Raw genomic sequence first — 26,872 nt, 5'->3', positions numbered from 1 at the left:
CGGCATTGCATCATGAACTCGGGAAGCATCCTCATCGGTCTACCTCCCCGAAGACGATATCGAGCGAGCCGAGAACGGCGCTGACGTCGGCCAGAAGATGTCCGCGGCAGAGAAAATCCATTGCCTGCAGATGTGCGAAACCGGGCGCACGCAGCTTGCAGCGATAGGGCTTGTTGGTGCCGTCCGAGACCAGATAGACGCCGAATTCGCCCTTCGGCGCCTCGACAGCGGCATAAACCTCGCCGGCCGGAACCCGATAGCCTTCGGTGTAAAGCTTGAAATGATGGATCAGCGCTTCCATCGACCGCTTCATCGCGCCGCGCTTCGGCGGCACGACCTTGCCGTCGAGATTGGAAACCGGGCCGATCTTGTCCTTGCCAAGCAGCCGGTCGACGCATTGCTGCATGATCCGCGCCGACTGGCGCATCTCCTCCATGCGGATCAGGTAGCGGTCGAAGCAGTCGCCGTTCTTGCCGATCGGAACGTCGAACTCCATTTCGGGATAGCATTCGTAGGGTTGCGACTTGCGCAGATCCCACGCCGCGCCCGATCCGCGCACCATCACGCCTGAAAAGCCCCACGCCCATGCGTCTTCCAGCGAAACGACGCCGATGTCGACGTTGCGCTGCTTGAAGATGCGGTTTGGCGTCAGCAGGTCGTCAAGGTCGTCCAGCGTCTTGAGGAAACCCGGAATCCACTTGCCGATATCTTCGACCAGTTGGTCGGGCAGGTCCTGATGGACGCCACCGGGACGGAAATAGGCCGCATGCATGCGCGAACCGCTCGCACGCTCGTAGAAGACCATCAGTTTCTCGCGGTCGACAAAGCCCCAGAGAGGCGGCGTCAGCGCGCCGACATCCATGGCCTGCGTGGTGACGTTGAGGATATGGCTCATGATGCGGCCGATTTCGGCGTAGAGCACGCGGATCAGTTGGCCGCGCTTTGGCACGTCGATGCCCAACAGGCGCTCGACCGCGAGCGCGAACGCGTGCTCCTGATTCATCGGCGCGCAATAATCGAGCCGGTCGAAATAAGGTATGGCCTGCAGGTAGGTCTTGGCCTCGATCAGCTTTTCGGTGCCGCGGTGCAGGAGGCCGATATGCGGATCGACACGGTCCACGACCTCGCCGTCGAGTTCGAGCACGAGGCGCAGCACGCCATGCGCCGCCGGGTGCTGCGGCCCGAAATTGATGTTGAAGTTGCGGACGTTGTGCTCAGTCATTGCAACGTGCTCTCGGCGTCCAGCGCGCCCTTCAGTCCAGATAGCCGAACAGGAAACCCTGCCCGAACAGTACGTACGCCGCCGCCGCGATGATGATCGCGGCCAGAATCTTGCCGACCTTCTCGCTGCCGCCTCGAAGCGTCCGCGAGATCATCCGGAATGCAAACACCGTCAGCCCGATGAAGATGATCAGGATGACGATTGCAGCGAGGATCCGTGGCATCGGCTGTCATCCCTGTTTCGCTTTCTCGTCGCCCGGCAGCACGTAATCAGTACCTTCCCAGGGCGACAGGAAATCGAAATTGCGGAACTCCTGCTTCAGTTCGACCGGCTCGTAGACGACCCTCTTCACTTCGTCGTCGTAGCGCACCTCGACGAAGCCTGTGAGCGGGAAATCCTTACGCAGCGGATGACCCTCGAAGCCGTAATCGGTGAGGATGCGGCGAAGATCGGGATGACCCGAGAACAGCACGCCGTAGAGATCGTAGGTCTCGCGCTCATACCAGTCCGCGCCGGGGAAAATCGCGGTCGCAGAGGGAATGATCGTCTCCTCGTCGGCCAGCACCTTGACGCGGATGCGCTGGTTCTGGTGCGGCGACAAAAGATGATAAACCACGTCAAAACGCCGCTCGCGCGACGGATAGTCGGCACCGGAAATGTCGATGAACGAGACGAACTGGCACTGCACGTCCCGCTTCAGGAACGACAGCACGTCGATCAGGTCCTGCGGCTCGGTCGTCACGGTCAGTTCGCCGTAGGCGACGACCGAATCCGCGATCTTTGCGCCGAGCTTTTCGCCGAGATAGGCAGCGAGGTCGGTAAGGGCTTCGCTCATATCCTCACCGCTCGATCGTGCCGGTGCGACGGATCTTCTTCTGCAGGAGAAGAATGCCGTAAAGCAGCGCTTCGGCCGTGGGCGGACAGCCGGGAATGTAGATGTCGACCGGCACGACCCGGTCGCAGCCGCGCACCACCGAGTAGGAGTAGTGGTAGTAGCCGCCGCCATTGGCGCAGGAGCCCATGGAGATGACGTAGCGGGGCTCCGGCATCTGGTCGTAGACCTTGCGGAGCGCCGGCGCCATCTTGTTCGTGAGCGTGCCCGCGACGATCATGATGTCGGACTGGCGCGGCGAGGCGCGCGGGGCGACGCCGAAGCGCTCGCTGTCGTAGCGCGGCATGGAGGTATGGATCATCTCGACCGCGCAGCAGGCGAGGCCGAAAGTCATGAACATCAACGAGCCGCTGCGGGCCCAGGTGATCAGCGCCTCCGAAGACGTGACCAGAAAACCCTTGTCGGCGAGTTCGTTGTTGATCTCTCCGAAAAAGGCATCGCCCTCGCCGAAGCGTTTTCCCGTCCTCGGATCGAGAATGCCTTTGGGGCGCGGCGCGACGAGCGTGGCGGAAGCGTCGTTCAATCCCATTCCAGCGCTCCTTTCTTCCATTCATAGATGAAGCCGACGGTGAGCACGCCCAGGAACACCATCATCGACCAGAAGCCGAACAGGCCGATCTCGCCGAAGGATACCGCCCACGGGAACAGGAAGGCGACCTCGAGATCGAAGATGATGAACAGGATCGACACCAGGTAAAAACGCACGTCGAACTTCATGCGCGCATCATCGAAGGCGTTGAAACCGCACTCATAGGCCGAGAGTTTCTCGGGGTCCGGATTCCGGTAGGCGACGAGGAAAGGAGCGACGATCAGGGCCAGTCCGACCACCATCGCCACCGCGATGAAGATCACGACCGGCAGGTAAGAACTCAAAAGCTCGTTCATCGCGAAGCCTCGTTTCGACCTGGTCGCTGGATTATAGCACCGAGCCGCCCAGCGGCACCGCGACAGATTAACCGCCGACCCGTCGAAAAGTCATGTTGCAACGCGGCGAGGGTTAGCGCAGCGCCGGGGTCTAAGCAAGCCCAAGCTGACACTTCCACGCCAGAATTGACCGAGGCTTGCGCTTTGATTTCTTTACTATTTTACTCCAGTTTTCAGGCACCCACGCGTACCGTTGCGGAAGGCGCAACTGTCCAAAACTGTCAGGAGATTTTCGGGTTGCCGGTTGCGTCGCGAACGTGTCTCGTCGAGAGATGAGAGAGAACTCCGGCTGCCGGCAAGCCGCTGATTGTATTGAGCCAAAACCGCAGGGACAGAAGCCATCGTGCCGCTGAAGCGAGAGAAGATCCCGGTCACGATGGCACGGCGGATTGCGCTGGCGGCGCAGGGCTTCGGCGCTGGTAGACTTCAGGGACCTGTCGGACGGCGCCAGTTCAACAGCACTGTGAACCGTCTCGGCCTCTTGCAGATAGACTCCGTCAGCGCGGTTGTGCGCGCGCATTATATGCCGCTCTTCTCGCGACTCGGACCCTACCCGATGCAGATGCTGGAAGAAGCAGCATCGAAGAAGCCGCGCCGTCTGTTCGAATACTGGGCGCATGAGGCGTCCTTTCTGCCGATGGAGACCTGGCCTCTCATGCAATGGCGCATGCAGCGCGCCGAACGCGGCGAAGGCATCTACAAGGGCATCGCGGCATTCGGGCGCGAACGTCGGGCGTTCATCGAAGAGATACTGCAGGAGGTGAGGACGCGCGGTCCTGTCGCCGCGTCGGATATCGAGGGCCACAAGGGAACAGGCGGCTGGTGGGGCTGGAGCGAAGCCAAGCACGCCTTCGAATGGCTGTTCTGGGCAGGCAAGATCACGACCGCATCGCGCCGCGGCTTCGAGCGACTATACGACCTGCCGGAACGGGTCATCCCGAAGGATATTCTGGCGCGGCCGGCGCCTTCGGAAGCCGACGCCCAGCGAGAGCTTCTGCGCATTGCCGCGAGGTCGCTTGGCATCGGCACCGCCGCCTGCCTGCGCGACTATTTTCGCCAGTCGCCGGAAGCGGCCAAGGCGCATATCCCCGAACTCGTGGAGGCGGGCGAGATCAACCCGATCGAAGTGAAGGGCTGGGGCCACCAGCAGGTCTATGTCCACAAGGATGCAAAGGCGCCGCGCCGGGTCGAGACGCGAGCTCTGCTCACGCCCTTCGACCCGCTGGTCTTCGAGCGTACCCGCGCCGAGAGGCTTTTCGACTTCCGCTACCGCATCGAGATCTACACGCCGGCAGAAAAGCGCCAGCATGGCTATTATGTGCTGCCGTTCCTGCTGAACGAGGCGCTCGTCGCCCGCATCGACGCCAAGGCAGATCGCCCGGCAGGCGTTCTGCGCGTCCATGCCGCATTCGCCGAAGAAAATGCGCCTTTCGATACGGCCGCGCAACTGGCGGAAGAATTGAAGCTGTTGCAGCAGTGGCTGGGTCTCGAACGCATCGAAATCACACCGGCTGGCGATCTGGGTCCGGCGCTCGCGCGGCAATTCTGAGCGCGGCGCATCGGGAATATACCCGTGCGTACTGCCTCATTCCTGTAAAAAAGCCTGCCGCAGCGTCTCGAAGGGCGCGAGCGCGCCACGTACCTGCACCACAGCCGCAGCCACGCGATGAGCCCGCTTCGCAGCCTCGACCGGAGGCTCACCCTTGAGCCGTGCAGCAAGATAGGCGCCATTGAAGGAATCGCCCGCGCCGGTCGTGTCGATCGCGCTCACGGTGATCCCCGGCACGCTTGTCGAGCCTTCCGCGGTTGCGATCAGCGCCGGCTGATCGCCATTCTTGATCGCGGCTTCGCCGACGCTCGCTTTCAGCAGACGTGCCGCGGTCGCCTGAAGATCGCGGTCGCCATAGAGCAACTCTTCGTCCGGGAACGTCGGCAAGGCAATATCGGCAACCGGGAGCGCTTCATCGAACGCTTGTCGCGCAGCATCGGCGGATTGCCACAGCCGGGGACGATAATTTGGGTCGAAGGCGATGAGACTACCGGCCGAACGCGCCGTCGAGAGAGCCGATATCAGCGCGGCACGCGCCTCAGGCTCCAGAATCGCCAGCGTGACGCCGGAGAAATAGACGAGCGCCCGGCCTTCGAGACTCGCAGCAAGCGCGGCCGGATCGGACGCCAGTTCTCGTGCCGCCGCGTCGTTACGCCAATAGGTAAAGGATCGCTCTGCGCCGCTCAGCGTGATCGCGTAAATTCCCGGCCTCGCGCCCTTGAGACGCGGACTGGAGGCGATGCCGATGCCGCTTTCCTTGAAGAAGGCGATCTGCTGCTCGGAAAACGGGTCGTCGCCGAACGCGCTGACGTAATCGGTCGGCTGACCGGCATCGACCAGCGCCCTGAGCGTCCACAACGTATTGAACGTATCGCCGGCATAGCCCAGCCGCCACGCCCCCTCGCCCGTGCCCGAAAGCTCCAGCATGCATTCGCCGACCGACGCGATACTGTTGCGCATGTGACCTCCGCAGGATTGCGGGCAACGCCATATCCGGCGACGCGCGAAATAGCCAGTCGCCTACCGGTCCTTGACCGTCTCCATCACCACGAAGGTCGATGTCTGCGCGACATGCGGCAGCGCCGAGATTTTTTCGCCGAGCACCCGACGATAGGCGGCAATGTCAGTCGTCCGCACCTTGAGCAGGTAATCGAAGCTCGCCGCCATCATGTGACACTGTTCGACCTCGGGCGTACCGACGACGGCACGGTTGAACGCGTCCAGCGCGGCCGAGCGCGTGTCCGAGAGCTTCACCTGCACGAAGGCGATATGCCCCTGCCCCATCTTCTCGCGATCGATGATCGCGGCGTAGCCACGGATATACCCTTCCGCCTCCAGCCGCTTCACACGCGCCTGCACCGGGGTCTTGGAAAGACCGACCTTTCCGGCAAGCTCGGCCATGGAGAGTCGGCCGTCGCGTGACAGCGCCTGAACGATGGAGCGATCGAAACGGTCCAGTTGATCTGTTTGCGTGCTCATCATAGCGAAAATTGCCGTCAAGAAGCAGAATTTATGGACTAAATGCACTGAAACCACAATATCTTTGGACCACCCATAATCTGGCGGGCATGCTATTCGACGCGGAAGATGGCCGCTTGCGACGCGCGCCGTTCCGGACCACTCTCAGCGCAGCGAGGGACTGCCATGCCGTCGAACCGACTTGATGCGATTCGTAGCGAGATGCGGGCAAACTACCTGCCCGACGAAGCTCAGGCCTTGGCGCGGCTTGCCGCCGCCACCGAACTGACCCCGGAACAGCGTGAGGCCATCGTCCGGCGGGCAGCGGATCTCGTGCGCGCCGTCCGAGCATCCTCCGATCCGCGGCTGATGGAGGTTTTCCTGTCGGCCTATGGACTTTCGACAAAGGAAGGCGTGGCGCTGATGTGTCTGGCCGAGGCCCTGCTCAGAGTGCCGGACAACGAGACGATCGACGAGCTGATCCGCGACAAGATCGCGCCGCATGACTGGTCCGCGCATTCCGGCGGATCGAGCTCCATTTTCGTCAACGCCTCGACCTGGGCGCTGATGCTCACCGGCCGCGTTCTGGATGAGGGCGAAGGCGGCATCGAAGGAACGCTGCGGGCCATGGTCCGCCGGCTTGGCGAACCCGTCATCCGCACCGCCGTTTCGGCCGCCATGCGCGAGATGGGCGAGCAGTTCGTGCTCGGCCGTAACATCGCGGAAGCCGTGAAGCGCGGCCGCCCGATGACCTCCAAAGGCTATCTCTATTCCTTCGACATGCTGGGCGAGGCCGCGCGGACCGAGGCGGACGCGCTGCGTTACCACCGCGCCTACGCGGATGCCATTTCCTCGCTCGACAGCGGCTCGACCGGCACGGATATCCGCGAGAATCCCGGCATCTCGGTGAAACTGTCCGCCCTTCACCCTCGATACGAGGTCGCCCAGAAGGAAACCATGCTGCCGGTGATGATCGACCGCCTGCGGTCGCTGGCGCTGGCCGCGCGCTACGCGCGCATGGGACTGAATGTCGATGCGGAAGAGGCCGATCGTCTGGACCTGTCCCTCGACGTCATCGCCGGCGTGCTGGCCGAACCGGAGTTGGTCGACTGGGACGGTTTCGGCGTGGTCGTACAGGCCTATGGTCCGCGCGCCGCCTACGTCATCGACTGGCTCTACGAACTGGCCAGGCGCCTCGACCGGCGCATCATGGTGCGGCTGGTGAAAGGCGCCTATTGGGACACGGAGATCAAGCGGGCCCAGACAATGGGCTTGCCGGGTTATCCGGCCTTCACCCGCAAGCCGAACACGGACGTCTCTTACCTGGCCTGCGCGCGAAAGCTGCTGTCGATGACCGACCGCATCTACCCGCAATTCGCCACGCACAATGCGCACACCGTGGCCGCCGTGCTGGCGATGGCGCAAGACAAGGGCAAGTTCGAGTTCCAGCGCCTGCATGGCATGGGCGAAGCGCTCCATGAAGCCGTGCGGGTCAAGGAGGGCACGCGCTGCCGCATCTATGCGCCGGTCGGCGCGCATTCGGATCTTCTGGCCTACCTCGTCCGGCGTCTGCTGGAAAACGGGGCCAACTCTTCCTTCGTCCATCAGATCACCGATACGGATGTCCGCGTCGAGGACATCGTACGCGATCCGCTGAGCGCCATCGAAACGCAGGGGCCGGCGGCGAATCCGTCAATTCCAGAGCCTTCCGATATTTTCGGGCTCGATCGCAGGAACTCCGAAGGCTGGGATATCACCGATCCGGTGACGCTTGCCGCGATCGATACGGCCAGGGCCGGACTCGCCGGCAAACAGTGGCAAGCCGCGCCAACGGCCGGCGGTGCCGCGACCGCGCCGCGTCCGGTCGTCAATCCCGCAAAGCCGTCCGAAGTCGTCGGAGCCGTCTCCGAGGCGACTGCCGCGTCGGTCGCTGCCGCTGTTGGCGCTGCCGTCGCCGCACAGGCCGGCTGGGCCGCTACACCCGTCCCGGAGCGGGTCGCAATGCTGCGCAAGGCCGCCGACCTCTATGAAGCGAATGCCGTGGAGTTCTTTACACTGGCGACACGCGAGGCAGGCAAGACGCTTGCCGATGGCATCGCCGAAGTCCGCGAAGCCGTGGATTTCCTGCGCTATTACGCGCTGGAGGCGCCGAATGCCGAGGCAGGAACCGAGGCGCGGGGCGTCATCGTCTGCATATCGCCGTGGAATTTTCCGCTGGCAATCTTCACCGGCCAGATAGCGGCGGCGCTGGTTACCGGCAACGCGGTGCTCGCCAAGCCTGCCGAGCAGACCCCTCTTATTGCAGCGCGCGCCGTTGAACTTCTGCATGAGGCAGGCGTCCCGAGGGACGTGCTGCAACTTCTGCCCGGCGACGGCCCTTCCGTGGGTGCGCCGCTCACCGCCGATTCGCGCATTGCGGGCGTCTGTTTCACGGGGTCGACCGAAGTCGCGCGAATGATCGAGGCGAAGCTCGCCGAGAGCGCCGCGCCCGACGCCATGCTGATCGCCGAGACCGGCGGCATGAACGCAATGATCGTTGATTCGACCGCCCTGCCCGAACAGGCGATCCGCGATGTGCTCGCCTCCGCTTTCCAGAGCGCCGGCCAGCGCTGTTCGGCGCTACGCATCCTCTACGTCCAGAAGGACGTCGAGAAGAAGATGCTGGAAATGCTGGAAGGCGCGATGAAGGCGCTCAATGTCGGCGACCCGTGGTCGATCGCAACCGACGTCGGCCCCCTGATCGACGAGGAGGCGCAGGGCGCCATCCGCGCCTATTGCGAGAAGATGGAGAAGGCCGGCAAGCTTATCGCCAGGCTCGACGCGCCTAAGGACGGCCGCTTCGTCGCGCCGCATGTCTTTCGTGTCAGCGGCATCGAAGAGATGGAGCGCGAGATCTTCGGCCCCGTGCTGCATGTGGCGACCTTCGAGGCGGACGAGATCGATTCGGTCATCGCCGCCATCAACCGCAAGGGTTACGGGCTGACCTTCGGCCTCCATACGCGCATCGAGGCGCGCGTGCAGCACATCGTGGACGGCATCCACGCCGGCAACATCTATGTGAACCGCAACCAGATCGGCGCTGTCGTCGGCTCGCAACCCTTCGGCGGCGAAGGACTGTCCGGAACAGGGCCAAAAGCCGGCGGTCCGCACTATTTGCGCCGTTTCCGCCGCGCGGTCGAAGCCGCCCCCGTCTCCTCCCCGGATACCGATGCGGACGCCGTGACTGCGGCGCGCATCGCCGAGCAGATGCCGAGCGCCGCCGCGAAAGGCTGGGCAGCGCTGCCGGACCGCATTTCCATCCTGCGGAAGCATCTGCGCGGCAAGGGTGCTGTCGCCATCGGCGCGGCTGCGGCGCTCGAATATGGCGCGACCGACCTTCCTGGCCCGACCGGCGAGGCGAACACGCTCACCCTCGTGCCGCGCGGTCGCGTGCTGGCCGTCGGGCCGGATGCCGGCACATTGCTGTCGCAGGTGATCCAGGCGCTGGCTGCCGGCAACACGGTCGTGGCGGTCGCTCCGGGTGCGTCGGCTGCACTGCAGCCGTTGACGGGCAAGGGCTTGCCGCTTGCCGCGATAGACGGAACCCTGAGTGCTGCCGAGTTGCAGAAACTCGCGGTCGACACGGTTGCCAGTGCGGCGGGCGAAACGACGCTGCGCGCCTACCGCAAGGCGCTCGCCCGCCAGAAGGGGCCGATCGTGCCGCTGGTCACGGAAGCCATCTATCCCGCGGCCTACTGCCACGAGCGCGCGGTCTGCGTCGACACGACGGCGGCCGGCGGCAACGCAAGCTTGCTGGCTACCGCTTGACGCTCAGTCCGTCAGGCCGAACCGGTATTCGGTGATCTGGTGATAGCGCTCACCGGGCCACAGCAAGGCCTGCGGAAAATAAGGTCGGTTCGGGGAGTCCGGCCAGACCTGCGGTTCGAGACAGAAACCTGAATAGGGACGGTAGCGGCGCCCGCCCAGTCCCGTTGGCCCGTCTGTCTTGAGATAAGCGCCGCAATAGAACTGGACGCCCGGCTCGGTCGTCCAGAGGTCGAGCGAGACGCCCGAGCGTGCCCCACGCGCACGCGCCGCATGCCGCAATGGCCCGCGCGAGGCCGACAGGCAGAAATTATGATCGTAGAGGCGCTGAGCCCCGCCATCGTCCGCCCGGACCGAGCGGGCGCGGCGGAAGTCGAAATCCGTACCGTCGACCGGCTGCACAACGCCGGTCGGGATCATCTCCTCGTCGACACGCAGATAAGCGCCCGCGGCGATCATCATCTCATGGTCGAGAATGTCGCCGCTGCCGCCGTCATCCAGGTTGAAGTAGGAGTGATGCGCCAGGTTGCAGAGCGTCGGTTCCTCGGCGGTTGCGGTGTACTCCACGGAGAGCGTGCCGGGAATCTTCAGACGGTAGGTGCAAGTGACGTCCATCGCACCGGGAAAACCCATATCGCCGTTGGCGGAGTGCAGCGACAGCGTCACGAAATCCGGTCCGTGCAAGGCGACGTCCCAGATGCGCGTGCCGAATCCATGCGCGCCGCCGTGCAAGGTGTGCTTGCCCAAGAAATTCCGGTCGGTCTGGCAATGTCTGCCGTCGATGACGAAGGCGCCGTTGGCGATGCGGTTCGCATAACGGCCCGCCGTCGCGCCGAAATAGGGCGAGTGCTGGATGTAGTCGCCCAGTTTCTCGAAGCCGAGCACCAGAGGCGCTTCATGACCGGCGAGGCGCAGGTCCTGCACGGCTGCGCCCCGGCTGATGATATGGGCGGTCAGACCGCCGCCGGAGATGCGGAAGCGCTGGGCGGTTTCGCCTTCCGGCGTTCGACCGAAAACCTCACCGTCCATGTGCCCTCGTCTCTGTTGCCTCAGAGGCCGAGACCGCCGATGCAGACATATTTGGTATCGAGATAATCCTCGATCCCCTGATGTCCGCCTTCGCGGCCGAGACCCGATTCCTTAACGCCGCCAAACGGCGCTTCGGGGGTCGTTATCAATCCCTCGTTGACGCCCACCATACCATATTTCAGGCCTTCCATGACGCGAACGGTGCGGCCGAGATCGCTGGTGTAGAAGTAGGAAGCCAGCCCGAACTCGGTATCGTTCGCAAGCTTGACGACTTCCTCCTCCGTCTCGAACTTGAACACCGGCGCGACCGGGCCGAAGATCTCTTCCTTCATGAACCGCATGTCGGGAGTCGCACCGGCGATCACCGTCGGCTGGAAGAAGGAGCCTCCAAGCGCATGGCGCTTGCCGCCGGTGACAATCTTGCCACCCTTGGCGGTGGCGTCGCCGATCAGTTCCTCGACCTTCTCGACGGCATTCTGGTCGATCAGCGGTCCCTGCTGCGTACCGGCGTCGAGGCCTGGACCGACCTTCAGCTTGTCGCTCGCCGCAGCCAGCTTCTCCACGAACTTGTCGTAGATGCCTGCCTGCGCGAAGAAGCGGTTGGTGCAGACACAGGTCTGGCCGGAATTGCGGTACTTGGCGGTGATGGCGCCTTCCACCGCCCGGTCGAGGTCGGCGTCGTCGAAGACGATGAACGGCGCGTTGCCGCCGAGCTCCATCGAAACCTTCTTCACCGTCGAGGCGCACTTGGCCATCAGGAGCTTGCCGATCTCGGTCGAACCCGTGAATGTCAGCTTCTTGACCAGCGGGTTGGTGCAAAGCTCGTCGCCGATCTCGCCAGCCGAACCCGTAACGACGTTGACGACACCCTTCGGGAATCCCGCCTCCTCGCAGAGCGCGCCCCATGCAAGACCCGAATACGGCGTCTGCGAGGCGGGCTTGACGACTGCCGTGCAGCCGGCCGCCAGCGCCGGCGCGATCTTGCGCGACAGCATGGAGGACGGGAAATTCCACGGCGTAATCGCCGCGACCACACCGGTCGCCTCCTTGGTGACGAGAACGCGCCGGTCCGCCCAGGGCGACGGCACGAGGTCGCCATAGGTGCGGCGCGCCTCCTCGGCGAACCAGAGCACGTAGGCGGCGGAGCTGCCGATCTCGCCTTTCGCCTCGGTAAGCGACTTGCCCTGCTCCATCGTCAGCAATTCGGCCAGCGCATCCTGATTTTCCATGATCAGGTCATGCAGCTTGCGCAGGAGCTTCGAGCGTTCCAGCGCGGAGGTCTTCTTCCACGTATGGAAGGCTTTTTCTGCGGCTTCGATCGCCCGGCGCGTCTCCGCCTTGCCGGATTTCGGAACGGTGCCCAGCTTGAGCGTCGTCGCCGGGTTCGTGACGTCGATGGTGGCGCCTGAATCGGCTTGCACCCATTCGCCGCCGATCAGATTCGCCTGACGCATGTAGTGACTGGTTTTCTGGAGCATCCTTGACCTCTTGAACTCTGCTTCGGGCTGGCGAGACACGCTAGGCGCATGAGAGGATCGGTTCTCACGCGGTTCGTGGTGGCGCCGCTCTTAGCGCAGACCACGGAGCGCGAGCAATCGGCTGGACCAATCTGGACCAATCGAAAGCCTCAGCCGTACAGATAGTGCAGGATCATCACCCAGAAAGACATGGTGATGGCGGCGCCTGCGGTTGCGATGGTCATCTGGTTGGACGCCAGCGCCTGCCCCGTGTTGAACTGCACGGCGATCAGATAGGAATTGACGCCCGAGGGCAGGCCGGCGGCGACCACCGCCACTTGAGCCGTGAGCGGCGGCAGGTCCAACAGCCACGCCACCGCCAGCGCCGCTGCCGGCATGAGCATCAGCTTGATGGTGGACAGCACCAGCGCCGGCCGCACATTGCCGGATATGCCGAACTTCTTGAGGCCGAGCCCGAGCGCGAACAGTGCCAGGGGAGCGGCTATGCCCGCGAGCGTATCGACGAAGCGCGCCGCGAGCGAAGGCAGCGGCAGGGCGAAAAGCCGCCATGCGAGACCGCAGAGAATGCCGACAACCAGCGGGTTTCTGATCAGTTGCAGGAGGAAAAAACGCAGGAACGGCAGCGGTTCGAATTGCCCCCCGCCCTTGCGCCCGTAGATTTCGAACAGCACCATAGAGGCCATGAGCATGATAGGCAGGTGGATGGCGATCAGCAGCGAGAGGAGTTCGAAACCCGGCTGGCCGAATACGCCGAGCATGAACGGCGTGCCGAGCAGCACGAGATTGGAGAAGGCGGAGGACACGCCCCCGACCACGCCGGCCTGACTGTCGCGTCCGAACACGCGCGTCGTGATCAGGTGGCCTACGGTCCAGGCGACGATGACGGCGCTGAAATAGGTGAGCCAGAGCTTCCAGGGCGTACCGGCGAAATCCGCCTGCGTCAGCGTGCTGAACAGCAGCAGGGGCAATGCGACCCGGACGGCGAAGGCAGATAGCCCGTCGCCCACCTCCGTCTTCAGATATCCCGTGACGCCGGAGACGTAGCCGAGGGCGATGAGACCGAAAATGTAGAGCGTTGTTTCGGTGACTGCTGACATGGTGCCGTGATAGGCAAGGCCCGACGCGTGCGCAACGTGCCACAATTTTTTCGCGGAGCGCACTTACCAGCGTTCGGAGAGCATCGCCTGGGTGACCGACGGGCGTTCGGCAGTTGGAAGGAGCGGGAATGCTGGCAGGCGCGACCTTTCGAGCAGTGATCTTCTTGGCGGCCCTCGTAGCGGCGAGTTTTGCGCGAGCCGACGACAAGCCGACCCTGAATGGCGTCGCGCTCGTTATCGGCCAATCGAAATACGAGCACATCTCGCCGCTGCCCAATCCATCGAACGACGCCCGCGACATGGTCGGCCTCCTGTCGGATCTCGGCTTCGACGCCCGTAGCGTCAGCGACCGCGACGCGAAGAAGCTGAAACGTGATCTGGAGCGCTTCGTCGAGGATGCCGAGGGCGCGGATGTCGCCTTCCTCTATTATTCCGGGCACGGCATCGAGGCGGGCGGCGAAAACTGGCTGGTTCCGGTCGACGCCGATCTGGATTCTCTGGAGAACGCCGAGGAGACGCTGGTCGCCCTCTCCAATGTCATGGACGAGTTCAAGGCGACCGTTCCCGTCGCGATCGTGCTGCTGGACGCCTGCCGCACCAATCCCTTCCCCGAAGGCGCACTGATCAGGAAGACACCCGATGACCAGGGCTCGCCGATTGCAGCCGGTGGCCTGACGCCCGTGCGCGGCGCTGCTCCCTTGAGCGGCGGTGCGAGCCAGTCGAAGGAAAATCTCGGCACGGTGATCGGCTTCGCGGCCGAACCCGGCCGCCCTGCCCTCGACGGACCGGCGGGCGAAAACAGCCCCTATGCCGCGGCGCTGCTCCGCCATCTCGGCGCCATCGACGGCGAGGAATTCGGCGCCGTGATGCGCATGGTGACGGAGGAGGTCTACCTCGACACCAAGGCGCAGCAGCGACCGTGGATCAACGAGAGCCTGCGGCGCTTCCTCTATTTCGGCGTGCCGATCGAACAGCCCGAGGGCGACGAAGGCGTCATCACCGGCGAGCGCCGGAAGCTGCTTCTCACGATTTCCGAGATGCCGGAAGCAAGCCGCGCCGAGGTACAGACGGTAGCCGCCAGGGCCGACGTGCCCCTCGACTCGCTGTTCGGTGTGTTGCGCGCGCTCGGTTCGGAAACCCCTTCCGACCCCAAGGAGCTTGAAAAGGTGCTCGATGCGCAGGCCGAGCGCGTCAGGAAGATGATCGACCAACGCAATGCGCTGAACTCGAACGATCCGGAAATCAAGCGGCTCAGCGCCTCCGCGGACGACGCGATTCGGCAGGGCGCGCTGGTCGCGGCCAAAACCTTTCTCGACGAAGCGGTAGCACGCGTGGAGGCGACCAGTTCAGCGGTTGATGAGGCGGAACAGCTCGTCAAGGAAAAGCGCATCGCCGACGCGGCCGTCTATGCGAAGCGCGCCGATGCGTCGGCGCTCGCCTTCGACTATCTCGCGGCCGCCGCCGACTACGGCAAGGCTCACGAACTTGTCGAGAAATGGGACGAGCGTCTGCGCTGGAACTACAAGAACCAGGAAGCGGAAGCCCTGATGGCCGCCGGAGACGCATCCGGCGACCGCGCCCTGCTCGAAAGGTCGCTCGACGCCTATCAGATCATCCTGAACTACATTCCGCGTGATCAGGAAGACCGCGACTGGGCGATCACCCGCAACAACATGGCCGTGGTCTATCAGACCATCGGCGAGCGCGAATCCGATCCCGCGAACATCGAGAAGGCGATCCAGATCTTCCGCGAATCGCTCGCCGTTTTCGAGCGCGAGAAGGATGATATCAACTGGGCGTCAGCGCAGACGAATATCGGCAATGGCCTGCTGGTGCTGGGCCAGCGCGAAAGCGACCCGGCCAGACTGGAAAGCGCGGTCGAGGCATTCCGCACCGCGCTCGACAAGCGCGACCGCGCGAAGGTGCCGCTCGACTGGGCGTCGTCGCAGAACAATGTCGGTATCGCGCTCTTTTCCCTCGCCGAGCGCACGGGCTCGACCGAAACGCTGGAGCAGGCGGAAAAGGCCTACCGGCTGGCACTGGAGGAGTACACACGGCAGGCAGCGCCGCTGCAATGGGCAATGGTGCAGAACAACCTCGGCAACACCCTCAACACGCTGGGCAGCACCCGCAACGACCGCGCCCTGCACGAAGAGGCCGCCGCAGCGTTCCGGACGGCCATGGAAGTGCGGACGAAGGAAAGTTTTCCGCTGCTTTACGGTGCGAGCCAGCTAAACCTCGGCAACGCCCTCTACAATATGGGCAAGCTGGACGCCGACACCGCTAATCTGGAAGCGGCTGTCGCCGCCTTCAGGGAAGCACTCACCGTGCTGACACGCGAGCGCTCACCGATGGACTGGGCTTCTGTCCAGCACAATATGAGCGCGACGCTTCAGACCATCGGCCAGCGCACCGGCGACGTCGCCAAGCTGGACGAGTCGGTCAGGGCCACGGAAGCCGCGATGCAGGAGTTCACGCGCGAGCGCCTGCCGCTCGACTGGGCAATGGCCAACAACACGCTCGGCAACACGCTGATGCTGACCGGGATGCTCAACAACGATCCGGAATCCATAAAGAAGGCCGTCGGCGCTTTCCGGTCCTCGCTGGAGGTCTACAACAAGGCGGATACGCCGAAGATGTGGGCACTGGTCCAGAACAGCCTCGGTTCGGCCCTGCAAAGTCTCAGCCAGCATGACGCGATGATCGACAATCTCAAGGCTTCGGTCGCCGCTCGCCGCTCCGCGCTGGAAGTGCTGACCTTCGACAACGCGCCGCTGGAATGGGCGACCGCGCAGAACGGGCTTGGCACATGCCTGCTCAATCTGAGCAATTTCGAACAGAAGCCCGAATATCTTCCGGATGCGCAAGAAGCGTTCGAGCAGGCCAAGCGCGTCTTCACACGTGAGAGCCAACCCGGCCAATGGGCGATGACCATCAACAATATCGGCGATGTCCACTGGTCGCTCGGCTCGCGCGGCGGCGGCGAAAAGGAGTTCAACGAGGCCATCGCGCATTTCGAACAGGCCAAGGAAGGGTTCATGGCCGCCGGCCAGTATCCGCTTATCTTCCTGCTCGACAAGAAGATTGCCCTGGTCAAGGAACAGCTTGCGCAGAAATAGGTCCAGGCCTCGGCTCGCCGCGCTTTCGAAGGCAGCCGATCCGCCGCTCACGCTCGTTTGGCTTTGCCGTCCCGCTCCGCATCCTTATATGGAAGCGGCGGGAGGCCCGATGATGATACGATTTGTACTTTGCCTTCTGGCGTGCGCCCTGGCGGCGCCGGCAGGCGCGACAGAGGCAGGCTGGGCCCTGTTGCGCAACGGCGGTCAGGTCGTCCTGCTACGCCATGCGGCGGCGCCCGGCACCGGCGATCCCGCGAACTTCGACATCACGAGATGCTCTACCCAGCGGAATCTGTCGGATCGCGGCCGGCAGCAGGCGGAAAAGATCGGCGCGCTGTTTGCCGCCCGCGCTGGCTATCCGGAACGCGTGCTGACGAGCCGGTACTGCCGGGCACGCGACACCGCCCGCATCGCTTTCGAGGACAACAGGGTCGAAGAGTTTCCCGCACTGGACGAACTACCCAAGGACGAATCGGCCGCGAAAGAGGCCGACGAAGCGGTCATCGCGGCGGTGCGCGACTATAGCGGATCGGGCAATATGGTGATGGTCACCCACCTGGAGAACATCAAGGCGTTGACGGGCATATCTCCACGCGAGGGCGAGGCCGTCATCGTTGCGCCGACGGACGCCGGATTGCGCGTTTCAGCCCGCATTATCTTCAACTGAGCTATCCGTCGCCACAGCCGGAGGGCTGCGCGGGGTTGCGCAAAACGGTGGCCGGGCGCATATCTGCAGACACACGGCAAGGCCGGAGCCGACTTCCCTTGTCGGCGAAAAGCGAATAAGAGCCGGTCGATTCAAGATATCCGTTTCCAACGAAGTTCACTCAAGGAACTCCCGTGCCGACCACCTTCGACAGAGTTGCCGACATCATCGCCTCCACCAGCGAAATCGACCGCGACAAGATCACTCCCGAGAGCCACACGATCGATGATCTGGGCATCGACAGCCTGGATTTCCTCGACATCGTCTTCGCCATCGACAAGGAGTTCGGCATCAAGGTGCCGCTGGAGAAGTGGACGCAGGACGTGAATGAAGGCCGTGGCTCGACGGAAGAATATTTCGTCATGAAGAACCTGTGCGCCAAGATCGACGAACTGGTGGCCGCCAAGTCCGCCTGAGGACCGAGCGGCCGACAAGGCAAGCCCATGGCTGACCAAGACGTCGTCATCACCGGCATCGGTCTGGTCTCCTCGCTCGGGGAGGGCACGGAGGCACATTGGGGCGCCCTCGCCGCACCCGGCTTCCGGCCTAACGTCGACCAGACCTCCTTCGCGCCTTACAGTTTTCATCCGCTTCCGGAAATCGACTGGAACCTGCAGATCCCGAAGCGCTCGGACCAGCGCCAGATGGAGCTCTGGCAGCGCCTGGGGACCTATACAGCGGGGCTCGCGCTCGACGATGCCGGTGTAAAGGCCGACAAGGATCTGCTTTCGCGTACCGACATGATTATCGCAGCGGGCGGCGGCGAGCGCGACGAAGCCGTTGACGAGGCGATCATGGCCGCCTCCGAGGCGCGCGCTGACCACGACCTCCTGCTCAACGAAAAGCTCACCACGGAACTGCGGCCCACGCTGTTTCTGGCCCAGCTTTCCAACCTGCTGGCCGGCAACATTTCGATCGTCCACAGCGTCACCGGTTCCTCCCGCACCTTCATGGGCGAGGAAGGCTGCGGCGTGACCGCGCTCGGCACCGCGCATGCGCGCATCGCGTCCGGCCAATCGCATATCACGCTCGTCGGCGGCGCCTTTCAGGCAACGCACCGCAGCATGCTGCTCGGCCATGCGCTCGGCCGCCATCTGCACGAAGGCGAGTGGCTGCCGGTCTGGCAGCGCGCTTCCGCGCCGGGCGGCGGCATGGTTGCGGGCTCCGGGGGTGCATTCCTCGTGCTCGAGTCGGCCGAACATGCCGCCGGGCGCGGCGCACGCGTCTACGCACAACTGACGAAGGTGCTTGCGGGACGTGCGTCCGCGAGCAACCCGGACCGCGCGGCATCGCTGGCGCGGCTTATAGACAAGGCGCTGGCCGCCGAAGGCGAGACGCTGGTCGTTGCAGGCGCGTCGGGCGCGAGACAGGCGTCGGAGGCCGAACGGGCCGCGATCGCCGCTCGCCCTGGTTTGCGCGCACGTGCGCTGGCGACAGCGATCGGCCACCTGCAGGAGGCGCAGTTTCCCTTCGCGGTGGCTCTCGCAGCGCTGGCGGTCTCCAGGCGCTCGGCGCTGCCGCCGCTGGAAAGCGCCGAACAGGCCATGGATACGAAACCAGGTCAGGCGATTGCGACGATCATCGGCCACGTCACTGGCGAGGGCGTCGCGGTCGTCAAGGCAGTGGGCTAAAGAGAGGCAGCCATGCCGAATTTCAGGGATCATCTTGGGCGACCGATCGTCGCCGTCACCGGTATCGGCATGGTGACGCCGCTGGGCGTTGGCAAGGCCGAGAACTGGGCTGCACTCACCGCCGGCAAGTCCGGCATCAAGCGCATCAGCCGCTTTCCGATCGATCACCTGAACACGACCATTTCCGGCATGATCGATTTCCTGCCGTCGAGCAGCAAGGGCGCGACCGCCCTCACCCACGAGCTTGCCGAGATGGCCGCGGCGGAGGCCATCGGCCAGTCCGGCATCAGCGACGATTTCGAAGGTCCGTTGTTCCTCGCCTCCCCCCCGGTCGAGATCAGTTGGCATGACCGTTTTGCGCTCTATGCGTCTGGCAAGGATGGCTCGGGCTACGACCGCCTTCTTGCCGCCGCCAAGGGTCTCAACGACAGCGCGATTGAGGAAACGACGCTTTTCGCAGCCATTGCCGATCGTCTTGCCGACCGTTTCGGCGTGACCGGCCTGCCGATCACCCTGTCGACCGCCTGCGCCTCGGGCGCCACGGCGATACAGCTCGGCGTCGAGGCGATCCGGCGCGGCGAGACGGATCGCGCGCTCTCCATCGGGTCCGATGGCTCCGCAACGGCGGAAGCGCTGATCCGCTTCTCTCTGCTGTCTGCGCTCTCTACCCAGAATGGCGCGCCGGAACGGGCCTCAAAACCGTTCTCCAAGGATCGCGACGGCTTCGTGCTCGCGGAAGGCGCGGCGGCCCTCGTGCTCGAGTCGCTCGAAAGCGCTACGGCGCGCGGCGCAACCGTGCTCGGCATCATGAAGGGTTGCGGCGAGAAGGCGGATGATTTCCACCGCACGCGTTCGAAGCCCGACGGGTCCCCCGCAATTGCGGCCGTTTCCGCGGCGCTGGCCGATGCCGGCGTCTCCACGGAAGATATCGACTATATCAACGCGCACGGCACCTCGACGCCGGAAAACGACAAGATGGAGCATCTGTCCCTATCGACGGTCTTCGGCGAGCGCATGAAGTCGATCCCGATCTCCTCCAACAAGTCGATGATCGGCCACACGCTTTCCGCCGCCGGCGCCATCGAGGCAGCGTTTTCCCTGCTCACCATGCGCGAAGGCGTCATTCCGCCGACCATCAACTATGACGTGCCGGATCCGAATATCGAGCTCGACGTGGTGCCGAACGCAAAGCGCCCGGCCGACGTGGCCATGGTGCTCTCCAATTCCTTCGGCTTCGGCGGGCAGAACGCCTGCCTTGTCATGGCCCGTGAAGCCGTCTAAGCGCAGCCGATAGTCTTGTCGGATAGCTTCATGCGCGCACTGCAACTCGTCGAAGACCGCCGTCTTGAAACGGTCGACCTGCCCCCGCCTCCGGCCCCGGAAACAGGTGAAGTGACCGTTGCCATCAAGGTCGTGGCGCTGAACCATATCGACGTCTGGGGCTGGCGCGGCATGGCCTTCGCCAAGCGCAAGATGCCGCTGGTGATCGGTGCTGAAGCCTCGGGCGTGGTGGATTCCATCGGCCCCGGCGTGTCCGGCCTCGTTCCCGGCCAGCTCGTTTCAATCTTCGGCGCACGCACCTGCGGGCTGTGCAGGGCCTGCCGCGAGAAGCGCGACAATCTGTGCGAGAATGTCGGCGGCGTGCACGGCTTCCATCTCGACGGCTTCGCGCAGGAGAAGATCAACCTGCCGGCGCGCCTGCTTGTCCCTGCCCCACCCGGAGTAACGGACGTTGGTGCGGCGGTCGCGCCGATCACCTTCGGCACGGTCGAGCACATGCTGTTCGACAACGCCAAGCTCCAGCCGGGCGAGACGATCCTGATTCATGCCGGCGGCTCGGGCATCGGCAGCGCCGCGATCCAGCTCGCCCGCCGCATGGGCTGTACCGTCATCACCACGGTCGGCTCCAACGACAAGATCGAGAAGGCGAAGGCGCTCGGCGCCGATCACGTCATCAACTACCGCGAGGATCGCTTCGAGGGCGTGGTCCGCAAGCTGACGAAGAAGAAGGGCGTTGACGTCGTTTTCGAGCATGTCGGCGCAGACACATGGGCGGGCTCCATGCTCTGCCTGAAACGCGGCGGCAGGCTGGTCACCTGCGGCTCCACCTCGGGTGTTTCCACCTCCGTGAACCTGATGCAGCTCTTCCAGCAGCAACTGAAGATCCTCGGCTCGTTCGGCTGCCGCATGGAGAACATGGCCGACGCCATGCAGAAGATGGCTGCCGGGATCGTCCAACCCGTCATCGATACAGAGGTCGGGTTCGACGGCATCGGGGCCGCGCTGGCGCGCATGGAAACCCGCGACGTCTTCGGCAAGATCATTCTCCGAGTGGCCTGATGCGGCCCCTCCTGTTCCGCCTCGCCAACTGGCTGAAGGTCGCGAACTACTGGCTGATCGCACAATTCGCCATCGGCTTCCTCAGTCTTATGCGGCTGGTGCCGCCGGATCGGGCGCTCAACCTGGCCGACCGCTTCGGGCGCTGGGTCGGCCCCAAAGTCAGCCGGCATCGCGTCGCCGTCGACAATCTGCGCAAGGCTTTTCCGGAGAAATCCGAAGCCGAGATCCAGCGTATCGCCTCAGACATGTGGGCCAACATGGCTCGCCTTGCGGTCGAATACATCTTTCTCGACACGCTCTTCGACTTCGATTCCAAATCAGACAAGGTGGGTCGTGTCGAAGTGATCGGCATCGACCGCTTCGACGAGATGGCGGCCAGCAGGAAGCCGCGGATCACGCTCACCGCCCATGTCGGCAATTTCGAGATGCTGGCCGTCGCCGGTACCCATTACGGGCTCGACGCCGCTTTCATGTTCCGCCCGCCCAACAATCCGTTTCTCGCCCGCTACATCATGAAGGCGCGTAGCGCCGGCATCGGCAACCTGCTCGCTTCACGGCGCGGCGTGGCTTTCGCGCTGGCCCGCATCCTCGAGGCAAACGGCACCATCGGCGTGCTGGTCGATCAGAAATTCCAGAACGGCATCCGCACTACCTTCTTCGGCCGCGAATGCGAGACCTCGCCGCTGGTGCCGAAACTCGCCCGGCAATATGACTGCGACGTCTATCCCGCGCGCTGCATCCGCCTGCCCGGCAATCGCTACCGGCTGGAGGTCGAGCCGAAAATAGATCTGCCGCGCGACGCAAGGGGCGCTATCGACGCGAAGGCCACTGCGCAGCTTCTGAACGACATTGTGGAACGCTGGGTGCGCGAACATCCCGGTCAGTGGATGTGGTTCCACAAGCGCTGGGCGCTGACGCCGCCGAAGACGAAATAGCGCGGCACGTCAGCTTCCATAATAGTTCATCACGGCGTGACGCGCTTCAGCGAAGAACAGCCAGCGTTCGATGAAAACGCCTGCGGCAAAGCACAACGCGGCAGCGGCGGCGGCAGCCGCCGGCACGACACCGCCTTGGGACGCCAGAAGCAGCAGCAAGGCAACGATGACTGCGGGCACTGTGGCGCCGATGAGGAGCGCGATCCGGCGCAGCTTGTCGGCATGCTTCCGGGCGATGCGAAATCCCATCTCGCGGGTCAGGTAGTTTTCGTTGACATGCGGTCGCTCGAACAGGCTCACCCTTCCGATATTACCGAGGCCGGTAGCGCTTTCAGGCGAGGATAGCGGCGTCAGCGTCCGCAGGCGCTTCCACCAGGACAGCTTGACGCCCCAGGCAGCCAGCAGCGCGACAGCCGCCAGCAGCGTCGGAAATCGCGCAACTCCACCTCCGGCGAACGCAAAGAAGGTGGCAAGAAGGCCGCCACCGGCTGCCGCGAAAAACAGGTAGCAGGCCGGCGTCAGCCGCGTATGCCACGCGTCGACGGAACGCAGCGAAGCATAGATCATCGAGGTGCAATAGACCGTACCGGCCGCCAGCACTGCACCTAGAATACCCGGCAGCGGATGATAGGCGCCGCTCCACCACGACGCGACGGCCGACCATGTGAGCGGCACGAAAGCGAGGATCGCCATGACGCCCTCGCGCGACAGCCAGCTCGACCGCCATTGCGAAAAGGCCCGCCATGCGCGCTGCGGATTGCCGAGGTGCAGTGTCGAGGACAACAGGCCGGCACTGATCAGCGCAAGCGCTGCCAAATGCGCGACCTTGGTCGCGGAGGCGGCCGGGTCCAGAAGACCGAGCCCGAGCACCGCCGCCAGCCCGTAGCCGAGACCGGATAGCGTCGAGAAGATGATGATGGAAAAAGCGGGATGCATTCAGGCGAACTGTCTCACATCCGCTCCAGCACGCCGTCGAGCCATGCGAAGAACCCGGTTGTGCCGCCGGTGTCTGCGGCCGTTCGCGGAGCGCTGTCGGCGAGCACGGTCCTCGGACGCGGCGGAAGGTATTTGTTGACCGGACGCGTCCCCTGCTCCGGCATCAGATCCATGCCGCCGCGCTCCGCGACCATGATCGACACGTTGGATTCCGGGTCGGCGAAATCGCCGAAATGCCGCGCATTGGCCGGGCAGGTGCGGACGCAGGACGGCACGCGGTCGATCTCGGCGAGCGTTTCGTTGTAAATGCGGTCGACGCAAAGCGTGCATTTCTTCATGACGCCGGCGGCAAGGTCCATTTCGCGCGCACCATAGGGACACGCCCATGCACACAGCCCGCAGCCGATGCACTTGCTCTCGTCGACGAGCACGATGCCGTCCGCCGAGCGCTTGTAGGAGGCGCCGGTCGGGCAGACGGTCACGCAGGGCGCATCCTCGCAATGCAGGCAGGATTTCGGGAAATGCACGATCCGCGCATCGCCGGCTTCGCCGATGACCTTGCCGTCTTCGGGCACCACCTCGAAACTGTGGATGCGGTTGAGGAAGGTGCCCGACACGTCCGGCCCATACGGGTCCTGATCGGAAAGCGCGCTGCCGTAACCGCCAGTATTCCACTCCTTGCAGGAGATGACGCAGGCATGGCAGCCGACGCACACGTCGAGATCGATCACGAGCCCAAGCTTTTTCGGTGTCGGCAGGGATGGCAGGCTGGTCAATGCGCCCACTCCTGCCCGTAGCGAAGTTCATTCGCCGGCACATCAGCCGGCGCGGGCTCGCGCAACGCCGCGAGATGCGGCTCGCTGACTTCGCCGGGCTTCGCCTTCTCGATGCGGACGCGCAGGTCGTACCAGGCCGCCTGGCCGGTGACCGGATCGGCGTTCGACCACCGCATTCCGTCGTCCTTCGGCGGTAGAAGTTCCTTTATCAAATGGTTCAAAAGAAATCCCTTTTGGGCCTCCGGAGCGCGCTTGTCCAGCGCCCATGCGGCTTCCCGCTTGCCGATCGCGTTCCACGTCCACATCGTGTCAGAGTTGGCGGCTTCGGTCCGTGCGATCTCCACCTTGATACGGCCGTGATGCGACGTTACCCAGGCCCAGTCGCCTGTCTTCAGTCCCTCGGCGTCGCAGACAGCGCCCGGCACGTAGAGCACGTTTTTTGTGTGGATCTGCCGCAGCCACGCGTTCATCGACCCCCACGAATGGTACATCGCCGCAGGCCGCTGCGTGATCGCGTGGTAGGGAAACGCCTCGCGCGAAACCATATCTTCCTCGAATGGCCGATACCAGTCGGGAAGCGGCGTGAACGTGTCCAGTATGCGCTGCCGGTGCGTTTCGGGCGCCACCGGTTCCCGCATGCCTTCCGCCGAGAGCCTGAATTTCTGCAGCGATTCCTGGTAGAGTTGGAACGTCACCGGCTTGGGCTCGTCGAAGAACCCCATGCGCACGGCAAAGTCCTGATATGCCCTGTTCGCATGCTTGAAGAACTGCGCTTCGAGCGGAATGTGGGCCGAAAAGAACGAGCCGTTCTCGATATAGCGCTGCAACTGGTCCGGATTGGCCGCACCCCGCCCTGCCCGGTCGCCATTCGCGCCGCGAAAACCCGCCAGCGGCCCGATTCCCGGCCGCCGCTCGTGGCGCACGATGTAGTCCGCGTAGTCCTTGTAGATCGGCATGCCGCGACTGTCGGCAAAGCCCGGCAGCCGCAGCCGTGCCCCGAGATCGAGGATGACGGTCTGAAATCCGCGCACGTCGCGGTCGGGCTCCACGACCGGCCAGCGGATCGCATCCTGCACAGCGTCCGGTTCCGTGATCGGCCGATCGAGCAGCGAGATGCAGTCGTGCCGTTCGAGATAGGTCGTGTCCGGCAGAACGAGATCGGCATAGGCGACCATTTCCGACGCATAGGCGTCCGAATAGATGATCTTCGGAATCCTGTACTCGCCGGTTTCCGGGTCCCGATCCTCCAGCATCCTGATCGTGCCCGCCGTGTTCATGGACGAGTTCCAGGCCATGTTGGCCATATAGAGGAACAGGACGTCGATCGGGTACGGGTCGCCGGCATGCGCATTGGCGATGACCATTTGCATGGCGCCATGGACCGCGAACGGCGCATCCCACGAAAAGGCCTTGTCGAGCCGCGTCGGCCTGCCCTCCTTGTCGATCAGCATGTCCTCCGGCCCGCGCGGGAAACCCAGATGCGGCCCAGATAGGGGCTTGTTCGACCCGAAATGCTCGGCGCGTCCATGCGGCGTCGGATGCGCCTCCACAGGCTTGGGATAGGGCGGCTCGAAACGGAAGCCGCCGGGGCAATCGACCGCGCCGATCAGCACCTGCAGCATGTGCAGCGCCCGCGCGGTCTGGAAACCGTTGGAATGGGCTGAGATGCCCCGCATGGCGTGGAATGACACCGGACGTCCGATGAAGGACGCGTGGCGCTGGCCGTTCATATCGGTCCATGCCTGCTCCACCGTGATCGCTTCATCGAAGGCTATACGTCCGATCTCGGCGACAAGTCCGCGAATCGTCTCGGCAGCGACGCCCGTTTCGGCGGCCACGGCTTCCGGCGCGTATTTGGGATCGAGGTATTTTTCGGCGAGCAACTGGAACGAAGGCACGGCGAATCGCCCGTCTTCCAGCCTGTAGCGACCCGAAAGCGCGGGCTGCGCGCCGGCGCTGCCGTGCGGCGCAATCTGCTCCGTCACGCTCTCGAATATCAGCGGTCGGCCCGCCTCATCCCGGGCGAACAGCCCGTGATCGGACTGCCCCGGCGCGTCGATGATGAGCCAGGAAGCGTTGGAGTAGCGACGGATATAGTCGACATCGATCCGCCGCGCCTTGAGCAGTTCGTGCACCAGAGACAGGATCAGCAGACCGTCGGTGCCGGGCCTGATGCCGATCCAGTTGTCGGCCACAGCCGAATAGCCGGTTCGCACCGGGTTCACGGAGACGAAACGCGCGCCGCGCTTCTTCAGCTTCGAAATGCCCATCTTTATGGGATTGGAATCGTGATCCTCCGCGACGCCGAACATCACGAACAGCTTCGTGCGCTCCCAGTCGGGCGCGCCGAACTCCCAGAACGCGCCGCCGATTGTCATGATGCCGCCAGCCGCCATGTTGACGGAGCAGAAGCCGCCATGCGCGGCGTAGTTCGGCGTGCCGAACTGCTGGGCCCAAAAGCCGGTCAGCGACTGCGACTGGTCGCGGCCTGTGAAGAAGGCGAGTTTCTTAGGGTCGCTCCGCCGCACCGCGCCGAGCCATTCAGTCGCCGTTTCCAGCGCTTCGTCCCATGAGATTTCGATGAACTCGCCGGAGCCGCGCGGTCCCACGCGCTTCAGCGGCGCCCGCAGCCGCGCCGGCGCATAGTGCTGCATGATGCCGGCCGAGCCCTTGGCGCAGAGCACACCCTTGTTGACCGGATGGTCGCGATTGCCCTCGATATAGCGGATCTTGCCGTCCTTGATATGCACGTCGATGCCGCATCGGCAGGCGCACATATAACAGGTGGTCTTGCGCACCTCGTCGCCGACGGGCTCGGACAGGGCAAGGCGCGGCTCGGACTGCATTCCTGGCAAAAAACTCCTCACCCGACAGTCCTATCGGGGACCTTCGGGAAAGGAAATGCCCGCAATCGTCACTTTGGGGCGAAATTCATACAGCGCGGGCGGCGGCGGAACCGCCACCCGGCTTTCGCCC

At 64.1% G+C, this 26,872-nt stretch carries 22 protein-coding genes; 9 read left to right on the top strand and 13 right to left on the bottom strand.

What is annotated here, in order from left to right; genetic code table 11:
* Positions 1-31 precede the first annotated feature (31 nt).
* From M9955_25050 to M9955_25030, 5 genes are read right to left on the bottom strand one after another with little or no spacing between them, the layout of a single operon-like run.
* Positions 32-1,222 carry an NADH-quinone oxidoreductase subunit D gene (locus M9955_25050; GenBank protein ID MCO5084917.1) on the bottom strand — a complete coding sequence of 397 codons (1,191 nt, stop codon included), beginning with the start codon at positions 1,220-1,222 and terminating at the stop codon, positions 32-34.
* Positions 1,223-1,253: 31 nt separating this feature from the next.
* Positions 1,254-1,445 (bottom strand): hypothetical protein, encoded by a 192-nt coding sequence (locus tag M9955_25045; protein MCO5084916.1) that lies wholly within the window; start codon positions 1,443-1,445, stop codon positions 1,254-1,256.
* A gap of 6 nt (positions 1,446-1,451) precedes the next feature.
* Positions 1,452-2,057 (bottom strand): NADH-quinone oxidoreductase subunit C, encoded by a 606-nt coding sequence (locus M9955_25040; protein MCO5084915.1) that lies wholly within the window; start codon positions 2,055-2,057, stop codon positions 1,452-1,454.
* A 4-nt stretch (positions 2,058-2,061) separates the two neighbouring features.
* Entirely contained in the window at positions 2,062-2,643 is a 582-nt protein-coding gene (locus M9955_25035; protein MCO5084914.1) for an NADH-quinone oxidoreductase subunit B, read from the bottom strand.
* Positions 2,634-2,999: an NADH-quinone oxidoreductase subunit A gene (locus M9955_25030; protein ID MCO5084913.1), complete on the bottom strand. Its 366-nt coding sequence runs from the start codon at positions 2,997-2,999 to the stop codon at positions 2,634-2,636. The genes M9955_25035 and M9955_25030 overlap by 10 nt, the downstream gene beginning before the upstream one ends.
* Before the next feature lie 415 nt (positions 3,000-3,414).
* On the opposite strand from M9955_25030, the gene M9955_25025 reads away from it, so the two are divergent.
* A complete protein-coding gene (locus M9955_25025) occupies positions 3,415-4,587 on the top strand; it encodes a winged helix-turn-helix domain-containing protein (protein MCO5084912.1) in 1,173 nt (390 codons plus the stop codon).
* 36 nt (positions 4,588-4,623) lie between these two features.
* On the opposite strand, the gene M9955_25020 is transcribed toward M9955_25025, so the two are convergent.
* Together M9955_25020 and M9955_25015 are read right to left on the bottom strand one after the other, a co-directional pair.
* Entirely contained in the window at positions 4,624-5,547 is a 924-nt protein-coding gene (locus tag M9955_25020; protein MCO5084911.1) for a sugar kinase, read from the bottom strand.
* A gap of 60 nt (positions 5,548-5,607) precedes the next feature.
* A complete protein-coding gene (locus tag M9955_25015; GenBank protein ID MCO5084910.1) occupies positions 5,608-6,066 on the bottom strand; it encodes an Lrp/AsnC family transcriptional regulator in 459 nt (152 codons plus the stop codon).
* 165 nt (positions 6,067-6,231) lie between these two features.
* Between M9955_25015 and putA the strand changes: the two genes are divergently transcribed.
* Positions 6,232-9,852 carry a bifunctional proline dehydrogenase/L-glutamate gamma-semialdehyde dehydrogenase PutA gene (putA, locus tag M9955_25010; GenBank protein MCO5084909.1) on the top strand — a complete coding sequence of 1,207 codons (3,621 nt, stop codon included), beginning with the start codon at positions 6,232-6,234 and terminating at the stop codon, positions 9,850-9,852.
* A gap of 3 nt (positions 9,853-9,855) precedes the next feature.
* On the opposite strand, the gene M9955_25005 is transcribed toward putA, so the two are convergent.
* The 3 genes from M9955_25005 to M9955_24995 form a co-directional block, all read right to left on the bottom strand.
* Positions 9,856-10,878 (bottom strand): galactose mutarotase, encoded by a 1,023-nt coding sequence (locus M9955_25005; protein MCO5084908.1) that lies wholly within the window; start codon positions 10,876-10,878, stop codon positions 9,856-9,858.
* A gap of 20 nt (positions 10,879-10,898) precedes the next feature.
* Positions 10,899-12,356: an NAD-dependent succinate-semialdehyde dehydrogenase gene (locus M9955_25000; GenBank protein ID MCO5084907.1), complete on the bottom strand. Its 1,458-nt coding sequence runs from the start codon at positions 12,354-12,356 to the stop codon at positions 10,899-10,901.
* Between the two features lie 149 nt (positions 12,357-12,505).
* Positions 12,506-13,453, bottom strand: a complete 948-nt coding sequence (locus M9955_24995) for an AEC family transporter (protein ID MCO5084906.1) — start codon at positions 13,451-13,453, stop codon at positions 12,506-12,508.
* Positions 13,454-13,617: 164 nt separating this feature from the next.
* On the opposite strand from M9955_24995, the gene M9955_24990 reads away from it, so the two are divergent.
* The 7 genes from M9955_24990 to M9955_24960 all read left to right on the top strand — a co-directional run bounded on the left by M9955_24990 (position 13,618) and on the right by M9955_24960 (position 22,184).
* Positions 13,618-16,572: a caspase family protein gene (locus M9955_24990; protein ID MCO5084905.1), complete on the top strand. Its 2,955-nt coding sequence runs from the start codon at positions 13,618-13,620 to the stop codon at positions 16,570-16,572.
* A gap of 112 nt (positions 16,573-16,684) precedes the next feature.
* A complete protein-coding gene (locus M9955_24985) occupies positions 16,685-17,239 on the top strand; it encodes a histidine phosphatase family protein (protein MCO5084904.1) in 555 nt (184 codons plus the stop codon).
* A gap of 173 nt (positions 17,240-17,412) precedes the next feature.
* Complete coding sequence (locus tag M9955_24980; GenBank protein ID MCO5084903.1) at positions 17,413-17,694, top strand: acyl carrier protein; 282 nt, start codon at positions 17,413-17,415, stop codon at positions 17,692-17,694.
* 27 nt (positions 17,695-17,721) lie between these two features.
* Complete coding sequence (locus tag M9955_24975) at positions 17,722-18,909, top strand: beta-ketoacyl-ACP synthase (protein ID MCO5084902.1); 1,188 nt, start codon at positions 17,722-17,724, stop codon at positions 18,907-18,909.
* Positions 18,910-18,921: 12 nt separating this feature from the next.
* Positions 18,922-20,190 (top strand): beta-ketoacyl-ACP synthase, encoded by a 1,269-nt coding sequence (locus M9955_24970; GenBank protein ID MCO5084901.1) that lies wholly within the window; start codon positions 18,922-18,924, stop codon positions 20,188-20,190.
* A 30-nt stretch (positions 20,191-20,220) separates the two neighbouring features.
* The gene (locus M9955_24965; protein ID MCO5084900.1) at positions 20,221-21,249 is read left to right on the top strand and encodes a zinc-binding dehydrogenase; all 1,029 of its coding nucleotides are present in this window, start codon (positions 20,221-20,223) and stop codon (positions 21,247-21,249) included.
* Positions 21,249-22,184, top strand: coding sequence for a lipid A biosynthesis lauroyl acyltransferase (locus M9955_24960; GenBank protein MCO5084899.1), 936 nt, complete (start codon positions 21,249-21,251; stop codon positions 22,182-22,184). The genes M9955_24965 and M9955_24960 overlap by 1 nt, the downstream gene beginning before the upstream one ends.
* Positions 22,185-22,193: 9 nt before the next feature.
* Here M9955_24960 and M9955_24955 read toward each other — a convergent pair whose 3' ends face one another.
* Genes M9955_24955 through M9955_24945 form a run of 3 tightly spaced genes read right to left on the bottom strand, consistent with a single transcriptional unit; the run spans position 22,194 to position 26,742 of the window.
* The gene (locus tag M9955_24955; protein ID MCO5084898.1) at positions 22,194-23,120 is read right to left on the bottom strand and encodes a dimethyl sulfoxide reductase anchor subunit; all 927 of its coding nucleotides are present in this window, start codon (positions 23,118-23,120) and stop codon (positions 22,194-22,196) included.
* A gap of 14 nt (positions 23,121-23,134) precedes the next feature.
* On the bottom strand, positions 23,135-23,896 hold the full coding sequence (locus M9955_24950; GenBank protein ID MCO5084897.1) for a 4Fe-4S dicluster domain-containing protein: 762 nt from the start codon (positions 23,894-23,896) through the stop codon (positions 23,135-23,137).
* Positions 23,893-26,742 (bottom strand): molybdopterin oxidoreductase family protein, encoded by a 2,850-nt coding sequence (locus M9955_24945; GenBank protein MCO5084896.1) that lies wholly within the window; start codon positions 26,740-26,742, stop codon positions 23,893-23,895. The genes M9955_24950 and M9955_24945 overlap by 4 nt, the downstream gene beginning before the upstream one ends.
* Between the last annotated feature and the right edge of the window lie 130 nt (positions 26,743-26,872).

The organism is Rhizobiaceae bacterium, assembly GCA_023953845.1.
Classification (GTDB): Bacteria; Pseudomonadota; Alphaproteobacteria; order Rhizobiales; family Rhizobiaceae; genus Arvimicrobium.
This window is presented reverse-complemented; position numbering and strand designations above follow the sequence as displayed.